The 14713-nt window shown below is 51.3% G+C and carries 12 protein-coding genes and 1 pseudogene; 3 read left to right on the forward strand and 10 right to left on the reverse strand.

What is annotated here, in order from left to right:
* Window positions 1–24: 24 nt before the first annotated feature.
* Window positions 25–612 carry a class I SAM-dependent methyltransferase gene (locus tag H9L05_RS12145; RefSeq protein ID WP_187731220.1) on the reverse strand — a complete coding sequence of 196 codons (588 nt, stop codon included), beginning with the start codon at window positions 610–612 and terminating at the stop codon, window positions 25–27.
* Window positions 588–806 carry a hypothetical protein gene (locus H9L05_RS12150; RefSeq protein WP_187731221.1) on the reverse strand — a complete coding sequence of 73 codons (219 nt, stop codon included), beginning with the start codon at window positions 804–806 and terminating at the stop codon, window positions 588–590. Before H9L05_RS12150 ends, H9L05_RS12145 begins: the two co-directional genes overlap by 25 nt.
* A 316-nt stretch (window positions 807–1122) precedes the next feature.
* Here H9L05_RS12150 and H9L05_RS12155 point away from each other — a divergent pair, with 316 nt between their 5' ends.
* Window positions 1123–1647, forward strand: a complete 525-nt coding sequence (locus H9L05_RS12155) for a hypothetical protein (RefSeq protein WP_187731222.1) — start codon at window positions 1123–1125, stop codon at window positions 1645–1647.
* Between the two features lie 71 nt (window positions 1648–1718).
* Here H9L05_RS12155 and priA read toward each other — a convergent pair whose 3' ends face one another.
* The 8 genes from priA to rpsF form a co-directional block, all read right to left on the reverse strand.
* Window positions 1719–4256, reverse strand: a complete 2538-nt coding sequence (gene priA / locus H9L05_RS12160) for a replication restart helicase PriA (RefSeq protein ID WP_187731223.1) — start codon at window positions 4254–4256, stop codon at window positions 1719–1721.
* 159 nt (window positions 4257–4415) lie between these two features.
* Window positions 4416–5246, reverse strand: a complete 831-nt coding sequence (locus tag H9L05_RS26115; protein WP_317174938.1) for a thioredoxin domain-containing protein — start codon at window positions 5244–5246, stop codon at window positions 4416–4418.
* Window positions 5195–6454, reverse strand: a complete 1260-nt coding sequence (locus H9L05_RS26120; protein WP_317174939.1) for a thioredoxin domain-containing protein — start codon at window positions 6452–6454, stop codon at window positions 5195–5197. Before H9L05_RS26120 ends, H9L05_RS26115 begins: the two co-directional genes overlap by 52 nt.
* 69 nt (window positions 6455–6523) lie before the next feature.
* Entirely contained in the window at window positions 6524–7192 is a 669-nt protein-coding gene (locus H9L05_RS12170; RefSeq protein WP_187731224.1) for a hypothetical protein, read from the reverse strand.
* Window positions 7193–7254: 62 nt separating this feature from the next.
* Window positions 7255–8265: a GSCFA domain-containing protein gene (locus H9L05_RS12175; protein WP_223284393.1), complete on the reverse strand. Its 1011-nt coding sequence runs from the start codon at window positions 8263–8265 to the stop codon at window positions 7255–7257.
* 280 nt (window positions 8266–8545) lie between these two features.
* On the reverse strand, window positions 8546–8989 hold the full coding sequence (gene rplI / locus H9L05_RS12180; RefSeq protein ID WP_187731225.1) for a 50S ribosomal protein L9: 444 nt from the start codon (window positions 8987–8989) through the stop codon (window positions 8546–8548).
* A 99-nt stretch (window positions 8990–9088) separates the two neighbouring features.
* Complete coding sequence (gene rpsR, locus H9L05_RS12185) at window positions 9089–9340, reverse strand: 30S ribosomal protein S18 (protein ID WP_086593116.1); 252 nt, start codon at window positions 9338–9340, stop codon at window positions 9089–9091.
* A 7-nt stretch (window positions 9341–9347) separates the two neighbouring features.
* Complete coding sequence (rpsF, locus tag H9L05_RS12190) at window positions 9348–9725, reverse strand: 30S ribosomal protein S6 (protein ID WP_187731226.1); 378 nt, start codon at window positions 9723–9725, stop codon at window positions 9348–9350.
* A gap of 450 nt (window positions 9726–10175) precedes the next feature.
* Between rpsF and H9L05_RS12195 the strand changes: the two genes are divergently transcribed.
* On the forward strand, window positions 10176–11522 hold the full coding sequence (locus H9L05_RS12195; RefSeq protein WP_187731227.1) for a c-type cytochrome: 1347 nt from the start codon (window positions 10176–10178) through the stop codon (window positions 11520–11522).
* Window positions 11523–11659: 137 nt separating this feature from the next.
* A pseudogene (locus tag H9L05_RS12200) lies at window positions 11660–14699 on the forward strand (TAT-variant-translocated molybdopterin oxidoreductase).
* Window positions 14700–14713: the final 14 nt, after the last annotated feature.

Raw genomic sequence — 14713 nt, forward strand, 5'->3', positions numbered from 1 at the left:
GATGATTCTTGCAAATCAATGTGCTTAATCCGCCCGTTGGAAAAACATCAAATGCTGTTGCGGCAGGCTTTCCACGCTTTCAATAAACTCGAGCCCCACGGCAGCCATTTCCTTGCGGGCCTGCTCTATGCTCATCTTGTGGATACGCTTAATGGGCACATTTACGTCCTCGGCACGGTACTCCACCAACGCCAGCCGCCCCGTAGGCGTGAGGCTTTTGCGGATAGCGGTCATCATTTCGCGTGGGTAGTCAAACTCGTGGTAGGCATCCACGATGAGTACCAGATCGACACTGTTGGGGGGCAAATTGGGGTTTTGCTTGGTGCTTAGAATGGGCTCAACGTTGGATACTTTGTTGCGAGCCTTGTTCTCTTTCAAATAAGCAATCATCTCCGGCTGAATATCAACCGCAAGTACTTTGCCTTGCGGCACCAGCTGGCTCATCTGAAAGGCGAAGTACCCGGTGCCCGCGCCAATATCGGCCACCACGTCAGTGGGCTTCAGCTTGAGCTCGCGCAGCAGAATATCGGTGCCTTCCTCCTGCTGCCGATCATCGCGCTCCAGCCAGCCCGCGCCCTCATGACCCATTACGTGGGCAATCTGGCGGCCCATATAGTACTTGCCGATGCCATTGGGGTCGATGGGGGCTTAATTTGGTAACCGCTGGTATCGCGCGAGGCACTCAGGCGCTGCTCCGTTTCGAGCGGGAAACGGCTTTCGGTGGGGGGCTGCGTGCAGGAAGTGGTCTGGATAAGCAGCGCGGCTGGCAATACAATCCACGAAAAAATCAGCGAAACGATATGCATAGAAACAAACAGGGATGCTACAGATGAGCTAAACAGCCGAGAGGCCCGAAGCGTTCGGAAAATAAATCTGACCGCACTTTGGCACTCCGCCACAAGCGGAAGCGCTTTATATAACGTCGGCTAATTCAGAAAAAATATATTCAAAACGACGATTTTATCCACCCCTTTCTACCTTTGGCCCGTACAAAACATCGTTTTTGTTTCTTTTAACCACATTTTACGCCCCATGAAACACCTGTCCGGACTCTGGCACAAGCTGACACTCGTTGTAGCCGTAACTGCCGCTTTGAGTAGCTGTAATCGCGCCGAATACGCTATGCTGCCCAAAACAACATCGTATCATGGCACTGCACAGCGCGCCGTAACGGTAGCTCCGGCCACCAAGGAAACTGCCGTAACCGAAGTTGCTCCCGTTGCCGAGGCTCCTGTAGCAGTTTCAGAAGAAGTAGCTATTGCTCGGCCGGTTGAGGCTCCCACGGCCTCTGTAGCCGTAACTGAAGCTCCTGCTCAAGCTGCTACCGCAGTAGTTGCTACGCCAGCAAAGTCTGCCGTGACGGCTCCTAAGCTGAACTTGATGCAGAAGGCGTTAGTGCAAAAAATCGCTAAGAAAGCCGATAAGCTGTCAAGCAAAATGCAGATAAAACAGCGCACTGAAACAGCAGAAGCTGAAAGACTTGGAGGCAAACTGCGTCAAGGTATCATCCTAGTCATTGTTGGTCTCTTGGTAGGCTTATTAGGTTTCGTTGGTGGGCCAATCGGAACGATATTCGGTATAATATCTACCATTCTCGTTCTTGTAGGTATAGTTCTTATTGTTCTCTATTTGCTGGATGAGTTATAAGAATAATATTCCACAAAAAAGCCCCCCAGTATTACACTGGGGGGCTTTTTTGTGCTTGAATTGAATCAGAATTACATCGGGTCTACATCAGCAACGATACGGGCCTGCTTGAACTCCTTCTGGTCCTTCACCACGTTTATAGCCGCCAGCACTTCGGCCTTGGCCTGCTTGAGCACCGTATGCTCCCGGTCAATCTTAACCGTAATTTCCTGAAGGTAGAAGTTGCGGATGCGGAAGATATACGGCGCTTCCGGCCCCAAAACAGCTTCGCGCCCCAGCCTTTCCACCAGCTCCTGCGTAAGCAAAATAGCGGCCTGCTCAGCCAGCAGCTGATCTACGTGCTTCACCGTAAGCCGGATTACGCGCATGAAGGGCGGAAAACCGTACTCGCGGCGCTGCCCTATTTCGTACTCATAGAATTCGAGGTAGTCATTGCGGATCACCTTATCGAAGATAACCTGAGTCGGGTCGGCGGTCTGGATGATGACTTTGCCTTTTTTGCCTTTACGCCCGGCGCGGCCGCTTACCTGCACAAACATCTGGAAGGCCCGCTCGTGCGCCCGAAAATCGGGGTAGTGAATGATGCTGTCGGCATTGATAATGCCCACGAGGCTCACATTGGCGAAATCTAGGCCCTTGGTCACCATTTGCGTACCCACCAACACGTTCGTCACCTGATTCTCGAAGTCAGCAATGATTTGCTGGTATGAGTTTTTGGCGCGGGTCGTGTCTAGGTCCATGCGCTGCACGTTGGCGGCGGGCAGCATGATTTTGAGGTCGTCCTCAATCTTCTCGGTGCCAAAACCGACTGTTTTCAGAGCGCGAGAACCGCAGGCGGGACATTCCACGGGCATACGGTCGTTGTAGCCGCAGTAGTGGCAGCGTAGCTCGTGGCTGTGCTTGTGGTAGCTTAGGCTCACGGCGCAGTTCTTACACTTCGGAATCCAGCCGCAGTCGAGGCAATTGATAAAAGGGGAGTAGCCGCGGCGGTTTTGAAACAGAATTACCTGCTCCTTCAAGCCCAGCTTGCGCTCAATCTCACTCAGCAGCTCGGGCGTGAAGTGATTGTGCATCTTCTTCGCCTCGCGCTGCTTGCGCGTATCCACCAGCTCGATTTCAGGCAGGCCAGCTTCGCCAAAGCGCTTGGTAAGCTGTACTAAGCCCCAACGTCCAGCCCTAGTCTGGTAATAGGTTTCGACAGCCGGTGTAGCCGAGCCGAGCAGCGTTTTTGCTCCCTGGAAGTTGGCCATCATCAGCGCCACCTCGCGGGCGTTGTAGCGCGGTGCTGGCTCGTACTGCTTGTAGCTCGACTCGTGCTCCTCATCCACGATAATCAGCGCGAGGTTATCAAACGGCAGAAACACCGCCGAGCGCACACCCACCACCACCTGAAACCGGCCTGAGAGCACCCCGTTCCACACTTCCACCCGCTCGTTATCCGAGAATTTGGAGTGATATACGCCCAAACGCGTTCCAAATACCCGCATCAGCCGAGTCACGATCTGGGCGGTAAGGGCAATTTCGGGCAGCAGGTACAGCACCTGTCCACCACCATCCAAGGCATTACGGATAAGGTCGATGTAGATTTCGGTCTTGCCCGCGCCCGTCACGCCGTGCAAAAGCACAATGTCGCGCTGACTGAACTGGGTTAATACTTCGTCGCGGGCAGTGGTTTGGGCTTCGCTCAGCGTAAAGTGCAGCTTGGCTTCGGGCTCATCATCAAGCGGGAAGCGCGACACGATCACGTCGAACTGCTCCAGCACGCCGTTTTTGATGAGCGTATTCACCGCCGACGGCGAGAGGTGCGGGCTACTGGTCAGGGCGCTTTTCTCTAAGCCCCGATGATTGGCGTGGATATTCTGATACACCGGCACACGCTGCAAATAGCGCATCAGCACATCAAGCTGCTTGGGCCGGCCAGCTAGTTGGCCAAACAGCGTTTCCAGCGCACTTTCCTCAATAAAATGATGGGCCAGCCGCACTTTCTTCACCACTTTGGGCGAATACTTATCGGCCAGATGCTCAAACAGAAAGATGATATCCTTCTGCATCAAGGACTTAATTACCTTATGAAAGTTGCTGTTGCCAAGCAGCTCCCCAACTTCGGTAAACGTCATCGACTTACCATCCTCAGTGCTCAGCGCCGTCAGAATCTGCTGCTCCTGCTCCGAGATAGGGTAGGGGCTACCCTCGGCTATAAAAGCGGGGTGCAGCTGAATGCGCGACTCGGAGCTAAGCTTCAGCGCCGAGGGCAAGGCCGCGTTGATAACCTCGCCCAGCGTACACATATAATAGTCAGCCATCCAGCGAAATAGCTTCAACTGTGGCTGCGTCACGACGGGCGCGTCGTCGATGAATTCGAGAATGTACTTGGCCTGATACTGGGCTGGTGGAGTTTCGTGTACAGCCGCTACGATGCAGCTAAGCGTTTTTTTGGCTCCAAACTGCACAATTACCCGTCCCCCGATCACGACCTCGTCGTTCATCTCGTAGGGCACGCGGTAGGTGTACAGCTTGGGCAGGGGCAAGGGCAGGATTACGTCGGCAAACAGCGTGACGCGGTCGGTAGCCGCCGGCTCCGGCGAAACAAAATCAAAAGTGAGGCTCAACGGAAAGAATAGGCAAGGTCGGAAGGTAAAGATAACAGGAGATGCGGCGCGGACCTGCGCTTGCTCTCTGCTATTCTTAGGAATGCGGCAGTATACACACCCTATTTACTAAACCGTTATAAGGGTTAAATGCCCCAAAAAATCCCCTGCCAATTACTGCTACAGCTGCGCTAATGCCTCAGCCACAGTATGAACCGGCTGTTGGCAAGCCCGATTGAAACACACGTAAAGCGTGGTTTGACCACCAAGCGCCGGGCGCTGCTGCAATAAGGGAAGCTCGTCGGTAGGAGTGAGGCTACCTGCTAACACCACATTGGGCAAAAAGTGCTGACTCAGTTCTTTTCGGGCCTCTTCTGCCTCAGGTCCCACAATCGCAATTTCGGCCGTCGGCCGCAGGAAGGCCGCATACAAGCTAGCCCAATTGGTGAGGTGCTGCGGTTCTTTTATCATCAACTCCTGCACTTGCGCCAACATGATAGCGGCCAGTTCGCTCTGGGGTGCTTTTTCTAAGTGCAGGCCCAGCCGGTGCAGGTTGTGCGCCATGAGCGAGTTGGAGGCAGGAATGACATTGTCAAATAGCTCCTTTTTGCGGGCAATTAAGGCCTCGCCATTGGCATCAGTATAGAAGAAAAGATTCTCTGCTGGATCGAAGAAGTTTTCCTGTACATAATCAGTAAGTGCCGCGGCCTCACGCAGCCATTGGCTGTCAAAAGTGGCTTCGTACAGATTCATATATGCCTGAATGACCAAGGCATAATCTTCCAGGAATCCGGCAATTGTGGCCCGGCCCGCTTTGTAATTGCGCCACAAACCCGAACCATTGCGCAGGTTTGTTTGAATAAATTGTGCGTTGCGCAGGGCTAATTCCAGAAACGATTTATCACCGAAAGCGCGGTATGCGTTGATGAGGCCGTTGAGCATGAGAGCATTCCAGCCCGTCAGAATCTTGTCGTCGGTAGCGGGCCGCACGCGCTTGGCACGAGCCGCCATGATCTTTTTCTTCCAGCCCTCCACCAGCTCCGCAAGCACCTGGGGGCAATTTCGTGGGCCAGTGCGAAGTCCTCGTTCGACTGGCGGCGGTGCAGGATGTTCTGCCCGTGCTCCCAGTTGCCGGCAGCCGTGCAGTTGTAGTAGGCTGAGAACATCAGCTCTTCATCACCCAGAATATCGCGTAATTCATTCTTGGTGAAGACGTAAAACTTTCCTTCTACACCTTCACTATCGGCATCCAGCGAGGAATAGAACCCGCCTTCCGGACTTGTCAGCTCCCGGCGTACGAACTCAACTGTATCATACACCACTTTCTTGTACAACTCGTCCTTCGTCGCTTGATACGCTTCAACATACAGACTGACGAGTTGCCCGTTATCATAGAGCATCTTCTCAAAGTGAGGCGCAAGCCACTCCTCATCAACCGAGTAGCGGGCAAAACCACCGCCTGCCTGATCATAAATGCCCCCCCAGGCCATTTCACGGAGGGTTCGGTTAATCTGGTCGAAGAGGTCCTGGTTGCCTGTCAGATGGTGGGCACGCAGCAGAAAGCGCCAGACGCTGGGCATTGGAAACTTGGGCGCCCGGTTCAGGCCACCCCGTTCCCGGTCAAATTTGCCCCCCAGATTATCCAGTAGCAACTCAAATTGTTTGTCCGACACCGTAGCGGCGGCTGGCCCTAAACTGTATTTAGCCAAGTCGCTGGTTTGCAGAATATTGGCAAACTGCTCTGCCGATTCATCCAGTTCAGCCCGGTGCTCCCCCTGATATGCTTGGCCGATGCTGGTGAGCAGCTGGGTCCAGTTGCGCGGTGGGAAGTAGGTGCCGCCATAGAAAGGCTTCGCATCGGGGTTTAAAAATACATTGAGCGGCCAGCCGCCTTGTACGCCCATCGCGTGTACGGCATCCATATACACCTGATCCACGTCGGGGCGCTCTTCCCGGTCTACTTTGATGCACACGAAATACTCGTTCATTATCTGCGCAATGGGCTCATTTTCAAACGACTCACGCTCCATCACGTGGCACCAGTGACAGGCGGCGTATCCAATGCTTACCAGTATCGGCTTTTGCTCGGCTCTGGCCTTTTGCAGCGCCTCCTCACCCCACGGGTACCAGTTTACCGGATTGTGCGCGTGCTGGAGTAGGTAGGGGCTGGTTTCGCGGCTAAGAAAGTTGGTATAAGCGGGCATTTGAGGGCTAGACATAGGATAAAATAGATATGATGCTTGTTAACGAAGAAACCCGGCTAAAAAGACCGGGTTTCATTTTACGTTTCAGAAGTAGGTTGGTCGGCCGAGGGTGCCGGCTTTTTGCGCGGAGGCCTTGCCCGGCGCTTGGGGTCGTTTTAGCAGGCTTTGTTTCCGCCGTGGGGGCATTTCCTGTGCAGGCGCTATGGGAGCGTCCAAGGCTGGCGAGCTAGGCGCGACCAACGTAAGGGAAAGTTGCTCAGGAGTTGGTGTCGGCGGCTCGCTGGCTGGCTTACGTCGGGCCGGACGAGCAGCGCGTGGCTTGCTTTCAGACTTCGCCGCAGCTGCTTTAGTAGGTTTGCGGGAAGTTTTGGCTGCTTTTATCTGCGCCGCTGTACGTCGCTTAGGCCGCGCCGATGCAGGTGTGGAAGTGACCGGCGCTGTTCCGGATTCTGCTACCTCAGAAGTAGCCTGTTCTTCCACTACAGCGGACTGAGCAGAAGCCTCAACAGTTGAGTCTGTGTAGTCAGCCGTCTCGACTGGTAAGCTGGGGGGCATCTCTACCGCCGCTTCTACTATTTCTGGTTGCTGGGAAGAATCATCAGCAGTCGGAAGTTCGTCATCTGTTGAATTGGCTAACGACGCGGCCAACTGTGCGGCCTTCTTGCGGCCACTGCGCTTAGCTCCACCCCGCGACCGACGTTTCTTCTTGAATGGGGCGGCTTCTGTCACCTCAGGTGTTTCTTCGTCACTCACTGCTTCATCCAAGGCAGGAGGAATGTAGGGCGCAGGTAAAGAAGCAACCGCAGCAGGAGTTATTATACGCTGGGGGCATTTTCAGCCTCTCCTATATCAATACGCTCTTCTTCATCAACTTCAGGTACCGCAATTGGGTGGGGCTTAATGGGTGCTGGCAGCGAGTGAAGCTGTTTCTGCACCTCTCGAATTTCTGGCCGCACATCCACTTGGTTGCCAAGCCGTTGCAGACGAGTAAGCGTAGCTTCCAGAAACTGTCGGTGCTCGGGAGAAGCTGGGTACAGCGGACGGTGAGCCATTGCCTGGCGCACAGCATCCCACTCTTTTAGAAAGCGTCCAAAATTGCTGTCGAAATATTCGCGCGAGAAACGCTCCCAGACGTATTCTTCCGCCACTGCCGTCGGATGAATCATATCAGCGGCATAGAACCGATAATCCCGCAAATCATCCATTAGCAGCTCATACGCCGGGAAATACGTCACATCAGGCAACAGCTCGCTGAGGTAATGACAAGCCACCCGCAGTATCGATTTGCTGACCGCGTTCAGTGGCAGCGTATCCTTGATATGACGTACAGGACTCACCGTCAGCACAAAGCGCAGCTTCGGATTGCGCCGCCGCAGCAAAGCATGAGTCTCAGCTATGGCATTAATAATTTCGTCGGGAGTGAGAAGCTCTTTCTCAAACTGGTCAGCAGGCACCTTATGACAATTGCTTACTATTTCCTGCGTTTCACGCAATCGATACGCGTAAGCCGTTCCCAGAGTCAAAACAACTACATCAGCCGTTTCGAGAAACTGGCCAGTACGCTGCATAAGCTCCTGAATGTGCTGTAGTAGCTCCACGGGCGAGTCGGACCCTACCGTAGCATGCAAATCATAGCTCTGCCAGCGTCCCCGAGCCGGCACTAAGTGCTGTTGCCAATCCGTCTCCTCTCCGGCTGCTGCCCGTAGCAGTTTGCAGGCCGACAAGGGATTAAAAACGGTCCCAAACGGATTAGCAAGAGATCGTACTTTATAGTTGCTCAGGCGATTACCCAGTACATCTGAAAAGCAGGAGCCTATGGTCAGCACGCGGGCCGCGAGCGATAAGGGGTAGGGTGAGGCGTTAGCGGTATTTCAGTACGAAACATCAGAATAATAAATGACCAGAAATGGGTCAATGGGTAAGCAACCTACTCAACTCTCCTCTTTTAGCCAAAACAGCGGTTTTCACCTCCTGTAATGCTAGCCTTCCATTCAGCCAATAGACATGGCATTTTCAAAGTTACTGTCCTTGATCAAATGAGTAAGGATGATTAATAAAAAAGCCCCCAGCATCGCGCTGGGGGCTTTTTTATTTAAGCGAAGCAGCTTACTCAGCTACAACATTGAAACGAACCTGATGCTTTACTTCTTTGTGCAGGTTGATAGTAGCAGTGTACTCGCCAACAGAAGTTGGCTCCTGATCAAAAGAAATACGCTTGCGGTCTACGTCGATGCCCTTGGCTTTCAACGCCTCAGCAAGCTGAAGCGTAGTCACCCGGCCGAAGATCTTACCGCTCTCGCCTACTTTGGCGCGAATGTCAAAAGCAACGTCACCAATCTGGTTGGCGATGCCCTGAGCTTCAGTCTTAATCTTTTCAGCCTTGTGCGCCGCTTGGCGTACGTTTTCAGCTACAATCTTCTTGTTAGTCTTGTCGGCTAGAATAGCCAAACCCTGCGGGAGCAGGAAGTTGCGACCATATCCAGGCTTTACCGTCACGATGTCGTTCTTGTAGCCCAGATTCTTTACGTCGTCTTTCAGAATTACTTCCATGATTTCTAAATGGCTGATTGCTAAATAGTTGATTGCTGATTGTTACTGATTGTGAAGAATAACCATTTGACAACCAACAATTTAACTTTCAACAACTGTCTATTTCAAAGAGTCGGTTACGTAGGGCATAAGAGCCAGGTGACGGGCTTTAGCCACGGCCTGAGCCACTTTGCGCTGGAATTTCAGGCTAGTGCCCGTAATGCGCCGGGGCAGCACGCGGCCCTGCTCATTTACAAACTTCAGAAGGAAGTTCGGGTCTTTGTAGTCTACGTACTTAATACCGTTCTTCTTGAAGCGGCAGTACTTTTTGCGGGTATCCTGCTTGTGGATCTTTTCGTTGGCGAGGCTCATCTTCTTGTTATTGGGCAACTGCTTCCGATTGTTTCTGGGCTTTCTGCTGATTCATTTCTCCGTTGCGGCGGCGCTCGTTATAAGCTACTGCATGCTTGTCCAGCACCGTAGTCAAAAAACGAATCACACGCTCATCGCGGCGAAATGCTAGCTCCAGCTGGTCCACTATGTTACCCGCGCCAGAGAACTCTACCAAGTGATAATACCCGGTTGATTTCTTCTGAATTGGGTAAGCAAGCTTTTTGAGGCCCCAGTTTTCAGTGTTGATAATGTCGGCGCCATTTTCCTTAAGCACCTGCGAGAACTTCTCGATCGTCTCTTGCACCTGACCTTCGTTCAGAACGGGCGTCAGGAGAAAGACCGTCTCGTAATTTCTTACTTCCATTAGACGGGATGAAAAAATTAAGTGAAAAACTAAATTAGGGGGCAAAGGTAGCTAAATCGCAGGATATCTGCATTAAACACGCTACTTATTTTTCCTCAAAACCAGAAAATCAACTTCCTGCCAAACAACTATATAGAGGTGCCAAATGAGAATTTTTATTGGAACGCTACTTACTCTAAACTAAGTAAAACCTTTCACTGGAAACAGCAGTTGGATAACTAACAGCTCACGATAATTGCCAAGCGTGCTAGTATCTTGGACTTATATCTGGCGAGTTGAGCTACAACACCTTATTTAGTGCCAAGGTGCTACGAAGTGGGTTTTTGATGGGTTTTGCTGTGTTTTCCTTTCCCAAAAATTAGAAGTATCGCTTTTGTTTCCTGCGATTCCCGACCTACATTTGTGGCCTTAAGGCACCCCTGCGTTTCTTTTCCCCAGTGAATTTGTGCTATGGATAGCATCCGACTTCGTACCCTCCCCCATTTCTTTCTTGCTCTGTTTCTGACGTTTGCCTCCGTCGGCCGTGCTTCGGCACAGGACGTTGGCTCCGCTCCGGATGTGAGTAAAGAAGGAGTGGTCCCAGGGGCTGCAGCCCAAGCTGCGCCCGCTGCCGCCGCAGGCACTACTACCGGCGACGCCGCCGCAATTGCCGCTGGCGACGCTTTATACAAAGGTAATTGTGCCCAGTGCCACGCCATCAACGAGGTTGTAGTAGGCCCCGCACTGAAGGATGTTCACAAACGCCGCCCTATTTCCTGGCTGATTCCCTGGATCAAGAATTCCAGCAAGATGGTCGCCAGCGGGGATGAGTATTCGGTTAAGATCTTTAACCAGTACCAGAAGCAGCAGATGCCCAGCTTCGCACTGACTGATGCTGAAATCACCTCTATTGTATCTTACATCGCCGCCGAGAGCGAGAAGCCGTCTCAAGTAACTGCCGGTGGTGCTACTGCCGGAAATGCTGGCCAAGTTGATGGTCAGGAAGCTGCAGGAGCAGGCGCTGCTGGTACAGGCGCGGGTCAATATGTTGATTTGCTCTTAATCGTATTAGTAGTAGTTCTGATCGTACTGGTAGTAACGCTGGTTATCATTGCCAATATTATGGGCGATGTGCTGAAAGGTCGCAAAGACCTTGATGGCCGCGACGTGGAGTTGCTTGATCAGAAGTTTGATTTCAGCAAGATCTATAAGTCTAATCTAGTACGCGGCTTGGCTGTGGGGCTTTTTGTTCTCGTAGTTCTATATGAGTCAGTACAAGGTGTAATGGCTATCGGTTTGGACCAGGGCTACCAGCCTACTCAACCCATTGCCTTTTCGCATAAACTGCATGCTGGCGAGAATCAGATCAACTGCGCCTACTGCCACACTAGCGTGTACAAAAGCAAGAGCGCTAACATCCCTTCGGCTAACATCTGTATGAACTGCCACTCGCAGATCAAAACGGAATCGCCCGAAATCAAGAAGATTTACCGTGCCATTGAGCGCAAGCAGCCTATTCAGTGGGTACGTGTACACAACCTGCCAGATCTGGCTTACTTCAACCACTCACAGCACACACAGGTAGGCGGTATTGAGTGCCAGACGTGCCACGGCCCTATTCAGAATATGGAAGTAGTGTACCAGTACTCGCCTCTAACTATGGGCTGGTGCATCAACTGCCACCGCGAGCAGCCGCTTAACACAAAGGGCAACGGTTACTATGACAACCTCGTGAAATTGCACGATGCTGCCAACCAAGGTGCCGCATTCACTGTGTCATCGAATGGTGGTACTGAGTGCTCTAAGTGCCACTATTAAGTTTGCATATAGCTTAAATGTTAGCCGATTTTCTGGTAATACATTAAGCCCAGTAACTCAAAATAATACGTCTTACTTAGAGATCCAACTGAGTTGCTCTCAGGGTTTTGAATCTCCAAGAATATAAGTCAAACAAAATGCAAGAGTCGCCCAAGTACTGGAAAGGAATCGAAGAGCTAGAGAACTCACCAGAGTTTGCAAAGAATGCTTTCAGCGAATTCGCCGATTTCCTGCCGGTGAGCGAAAAAAATAGCTCTACTGACGCCACTGTTTCTCCACGGCGTGATTTTTTGAAGCTAATGGGATTCAGCTTAGCTGCAGCCACTTTGGCTAGCTGTGAAGCACCCATTCATAAAGCAATTCCATACCTGAACAAACCCGAGGAAGTTGATCCAGGCATTGCTAACTTCTATGCTTCGACTTATTTCAACGGTGCAGATTACAACAGCGTATTAGTAAAGACTCGGGACGGTCGCCCAATTAAATTGGAGGGAAATCCGGAGTCACCAATTACGCGTGGCGGTTTGTCAGCCCGTGCTCAAGCATCCGTCTTGAGCTTATATGACAGCGCTCGTCTGCAGCATTTTGCCATCAAAGGTCAACAGGCTGACAAGGATCGCGTTGACCAAGAGATTCGCAGTAAGCTGGCAGCTACGGGGGCAAAATTGCTATCGTATCACCAACCATTATTAGTCCTTCGACTAAAAGAGCTATTGCTGAATTTGCCTCACGCTATCCTGCTACGGAACACGTGATGTACGATTCTCAGTCGCAGTCGGCATTGATACAGGCTAATGGAGGTGTACTGCCTTCTTTCGACTTTAGCAAAGCTAACGTGATTGTAAGCCTGGGAGCCGACTTCTTAGGTACTTGGGTATCGCCAGTTGAGCATGCTCATCAGTATATCACCAATCGGAAAGTATCAAGCGACAAAAAAACGATGTCGCGTCACTTTCAGTTTGAGCCCAACCTTTCTTTAACGGGCTCTAATGCCGATGTGCGCGTACCACTGAAGCCGTCAGAAATGGGCCAGGCTACGCTGGCACTGTATAATGAGGTAGTAGGTGGCGGTGCTGCATCAACGTATAATAATGCACAACTGAAAAAGGCCGCATCCGAGCTGAAAGCTAATAGAGGACGTAGCTTAGTTGTAGCTGGCTCAAATGATGTAGCTATTCAAACGCTTGTAGCTGCTATTAACCAGTCATTAGGCAACGTAGGCGCGGCAATAGATACTGCAAATCCTTCCTTGGTACGTCAGGGAGACGATGCACGCATGATCCGTCTTGTAAATGAGATGAATGCGGGCAGCGTTGGCGCTGTGATATTCTATCATGCTAATCCTGTTTATGATCACCCGCTAGCTGCTAAGGTTAAAACGGGGATTGCTAAAGTGCCTTTAAGTATTTCTCTTAATGACCGGTTGGATGAGACAGGTAGCCTTTGTTATTACGCTGCTCCTGACCATCATTACCTAGAGTCGTGGAACGACTATGAGCCCAAGCGTGGCTCATTGAGTTTAGCTCAGCCTACGATTTCGCCATTATTTGCTACTCGTCAGGCTCAGGATAGTTTGCTGACGTGGGCTGGTAACGCCCAGAGCTACTATAATTTCTTGCGTGCCAACTGGAGAAGTATTCTGGGGGCAATTTCCAGCAAGGTTGGGATAAGGCTGTTCATGATGGTGTTGCTGCTGGTACTCTTTCTCCTGCATCTGCGGCCCCAGTTGCTGCTGCAATTGATATTAACCAAGCAATCAGTTCAATAACCCGCGCCCCAAAAGGTGCAGGCGTTGAATTCACGCTTTATGAGAAAGTAGGCGTTGGCAACGGCTTTGAAGCCAATAACCCTTGGTTACAAGAACTACCTGATCCAATATCTAAAGCTACTTGGGGTAACTATGTAGCCGTACCACGGGATATGGCCGTAGCGAATGAGTGGGAGCAAGGTGATGTAGTTAAAATCACCGCTAACGGCACATCTATTGAACTTCCTGTTCTCATTCAGCCCGGTCAAGCAAAAGGATCGGTTAGTATTGCTGTCGGCTATGGCCGGGAGTTGGCTGGAAAAGTAGGGAGCAAAGTGGGAGCAAACGCTTACCCACTAGCCACCGTGCGCGGCAACTCATTGCAGTATAATGGCATTGCTACGCTGGAGAAGACCGATGCAAAGTCCCCTATAGCTCAGACGCAAACGCATCATACGGTCATGGATCGTAAGCCAGTAGTACAGGAAGCTACTTTGGCTGAGTATATTAAGAACCCGAAAGAGGTCACTGAATACGACAAAATCGCCACTCCTGATGGTTTAGAGAAGCCGAATAAAGTCTCTTTATGGCAGGATTACGAGTACAAAAACCATCACTGGGGTATGGTCATCGACCTGAACTCCTGTATCGGCTGTGGGGCGTGCGTGATCGGTTGCCAAGTAGAGAACAACATAGCAGTAGTAGGCAAGCAAGAAGTAATTAATCGTCGTGAGATGCATTGGTTGCGTATTGACCGCTACTATAGCTCAGATACAACCAAAGAGGATTTTGCGGAAAAAGGTAAGCTAGACACTTATGCAGCAATGGAGGATCCATCGGAAAACCCGAGTGTGATCTTCGAGCCAATGCTATGCCAGCACTGCAATCATGCTCCTTGCGAGACGGTTTGCCCAGTGCTAGCTACAACGCACAGCAGCGAAGGCTTAAATCAGATGACCTACAACCGTTGTGTAGGGACTCGCTACTGCGCTAATAACTGCCCTTACAAAGTGCGGCGCTTTAACTGGTTCTCTTACTACACAAACGAAAAGTTTGAAGCAGTGAACGGTCATATGTTCACTGACCTTGGTCGCATGGTTCTGAACCCCGATGTAACCGTACGGGCACGCGGTGTAATGGAGAAGTGCAGCTTCTGTGTACAGCGGATTCAGCTTGCTAAGCTTGAAGCTAAAAAAGAGCGTCGTCGTCCGGTGGATGGTGAAGTAGTAACTGCTTGCGCTCAATCTTGTCCTACTCAAGCTATCATCTTTGGTGACTTACGTGATCCAAATTCACGTGTATCACAAGTTACTCGTCGTGAGGATGGGGAGCGTGGCTTCCACGTACTCGATGCCATTAACGTGCAGCCAAACATCACGTATCTGACTAAGATTCGTAATGTGGAGCCAAACAAAGAGCTAACAGTCTAGAAACAGCGAAGGGA

The organism is Hymenobacter qilianensis (assembly GCF_014489555.1).
Taxonomy (GTDB): Bacteria; Bacteroidota; Bacteroidia; order Cytophagales; family Hymenobacteraceae; genus Hymenobacter; species Hymenobacter qilianensis.

Coding starts and splice junctions, on each gene's coding strand:
- H9L05_RS12155 (WP_187731222.1), top strand. CDS start 1,123: ATGCTGCCCAAAACAACATCGTATCATGGCACTGCACAGCGCGCCGTA.
- H9L05_RS12145 (WP_187731220.1), bottom strand. CDS start 612: ATGGGCCGCCAGATTGCCCACGTAATGGGTCATGAGGGCGCGGGCTGG.
- H9L05_RS26115 (WP_317174938.1), bottom strand. CDS start 5,246: ATGGCGGCTCGTGCCAAGCGCGTGCGGCCCGCTACCGACGACAAGATT.
- H9L05_RS12150 (WP_187731221.1), bottom strand. CDS start 806: ATGCATATCGTTTCGCTGATTTTTTCGTGGATTGTATTGCCAGCCGCG.
- rpsR (WP_086593116.1), bottom strand. CDS start 9,340: ATGAGCCTCGCCAACGAAAAGATCCACAAGCAGGATACCCGCAAAAAG.
- H9L05_RS26120 (WP_317174939.1), bottom strand. CDS start 6,454: ATGTCTAGCCCTCAAATGCCCGCTTATACCAACTTTCTTAGCCGCGAA.
- H9L05_RS12195 (WP_187731227.1), top strand. CDS start 10,176: ATGGATAGCATCCGACTTCGTACCCTCCCCCATTTCTTTCTTGCTCTG.
- rpsF (WP_187731226.1), bottom strand. CDS start 9,725: ATGGAAGTAAGAAATTACGAGACGGTCTTTCTCCTGACGCCCGTTCTG.
- rplI (WP_187731225.1), bottom strand. CDS start 8,989: ATGGAAGTAATTCTGAAAGACGACGTAAAGAATCTGGGCTACAAGAAC.